This is a genomic window from Streptomyces sp. WAC06614, assembly GCF_003949795.1.
Classification (GTDB): domain Bacteria; phylum Actinomycetota; class Actinomycetes; order Streptomycetales; family Streptomycetaceae; genus Streptomyces.
The window spans coordinates 1-1955 of record NZ_RPRY01000610.1 but is presented as its reverse complement, the minus strand read 5'-3'; the positions used below and the strand labels follow the sequence as shown (position 1 = coordinate 1955).

The following is a 1955-nucleotide window of genomic DNA, read 5'->3' as shown; positions in this document are numbered from 1 at the left end:
CCTCCCCCCGTCCCTCCCCGCGACGTCACCCACGAAGGGAGCAGCCCGCATGACCGCCGATCAGGACGCGCTCACAGCCGCACGGTTCTCCATCACCATCGACGGCTACGAGATCGCCTCGTTCTCGGAGCTGTCCGGCATCACCACCGAGGTGGAGGCCGTCGACTACCTGTCCTCCAGCGACAAGGAGGTCATCTTCAAGAAGCTGCCGGGCAAGGCGAAGCCCCCGACCGTCGTGCTCAAGCGCGGCAAGAGCAGCGGACTGGAGCTGTGGGCCTGGCACCAGAGCGTGCTGTCCGGCGAGATCAACATCGCCCGCAAGAGCTGCTCGCTGGTGATGTACAGCTTCGACGGCACCCCGGTCGCCCGCTACTACCTCTTCGCGGCCTGGCCCTCGAAGCTGGAGGTGGGCGCCCTGCGAGCGGGCTCCAGCGAGGTCCTGATGGAGACGGTGACCATCGTCTGCGAGCGCCTCCAGCGGGTGGCGCCGTGACCGTGGCTCCCTCCCCCGGTCTGTCGACCGAGTACCCGTTCGTCCTGCCGCGCGGCTACGTGGACTCCTCCGGGACCGTGCACCGCGAGGGCGTGATGCGGCTGGCCACGGCCCGGGACGAGATCGCCCCGCAGGCCGACGCCCGGGTGCGGGCCAACCCGTCCTACCTGACCGTGCTGCTGCTGGAGCGGACCGTGGTCAGCCTCGGGACGCTGCACGAGGTCGGCGGGTACGTCATCGAGGGCCTGTTCGCCTCCGACTTGGCGTTCCTCCAGGACCTCTACCGGCGCATCAACCAGGACGGCCACACCAGCACCGAGGTGGACTGCCCGGCCTGCGGCCACGACTTCACGATCGACGTGGCCGGTGATGCCCCGGGGGAATCCTGACGTACGCCGCCGACCGCCTCTGGGAGGAGGCCGCGTACGTGGCGTACTACCTGCACTGGCAGCTGGACCCGATCCTCGACCTCGAGCATCCGGTCCGTCAGAAGGTCATCGAGGAGATCGGCCGGATCCACCGCGCGCAGGCGGGTGACTGATCCCGGCCGACAGCGACCGGGAGAGACACAGCATGATCTGGCCCCTGCGGCGCAAGCGCCACGAGCCCCCGGCCGGGACGGACACCGCCCCGGCGGAGGCCGGCACGGCCTCGGGCACCACGGCCCCGGGCGCTGCCGCGCCGGGCGCGCCGTCGGGCGGCACGGGCGCGGGCGTGCCCGCCTCGGGCGGGACGGCCTCGGGCGCGGCCGCGCCCGGCGGCTCGGCTCCTGCCGGTACGGCGGCGGGCGGCGGCTCGGCGGCGGCCGACGCGGGGTCGGGCGGTGCAGGCCGCCGCGACGCCTGGCGGCGGGCCGAGCCGCTGCGCGCGACCTCCGCCGCGCCCGCGGGCGCGCCGACCATCGGCAGCGGCCTGCTGGTGACGGGCGGGCCGCAGGCGCTGACGGGGCCGGCCGCGCCGGGGATCCGGCCGCAGCTGCTGCGGCCGGTCGGCACGGTCACCGGCCTGGCGACCGTGCGCGCCCTCCCGCAGCCGGGCGCCGCTGCGGCGGCCGAGCCGCCGCTGCGGGAGCCCTCTCAGCTTCCGCCGCCCTTCCCGGCACGCCGGGCGCGGCGGACCGCGCCGGTCGTGGCGGAACAGGGCTCGCTGACCCGCGCCGACGACCAGTACGTCGGTACGCCCCGGCCCGCGGCACCGGCGGAGCCCGCGCCGCCGTGGATGCGGGGCGAGGTCCCCGGCATGTCCCCCGAAGAGGTCGCCGCGCTGTTCCCGGGTTTCACCGGCCTGCACGCGCAGCCCAGCACTCCCGCCCCGGCCGGTCCGGCTCCCTCCGGTCCCGCTCCCGTCAGGGAGCCGGCCGACCGGGGCGGGGCTCCCCGGCTCACCCCGCCGGCCCGGCCCTCCCTCGCGGAGAGCCGGCGCCGCCGGTCCGGCTCCACGGCCGGCGATCCCGAACTCCCCG

Annotated in this window: 3 protein-coding genes and 1 pseudogene; all 4 read left to right on the top strand. The window is 75.8% G+C overall.

All coding sequences use genetic code 11. The features are described 5' to 3' along the window. Positions 1 to 49: 49 nt before the first annotated feature. Positions 50 to 493: a phage tail protein gene (locus EF918_RS35265; protein WP_125652920.1), complete on the top strand. Its 444-nt coding sequence runs from the start codon at positions 50 to 52 to the stop codon at positions 491 to 493. Beyond that, complete coding sequence (locus EF918_RS35260; RefSeq protein ID WP_221889794.1) at positions 463 to 882, top strand: hypothetical protein; 420 nt, start codon at positions 463 to 465, stop codon at positions 880 to 882. The genes EF918_RS35265 and EF918_RS35260 overlap by 31 nt, the downstream gene beginning before the upstream one ends. Further along, positions 879 to 1034, top strand: a complete 156-nt coding sequence (locus EF918_RS39240) for a DUF6760 family protein (protein ID WP_312847894.1) — start codon at positions 879 to 881, stop codon at positions 1032 to 1034. Before EF918_RS35260 ends, EF918_RS39240 begins: the two co-directional genes overlap by 4 nt. A 32-nt stretch (positions 1035 to 1066) precedes the next feature. Beyond that, positions 1067 to 1955: pseudogene (locus tag EF918_RS35255) on the top strand (hypothetical protein); the annotation flags it as partial.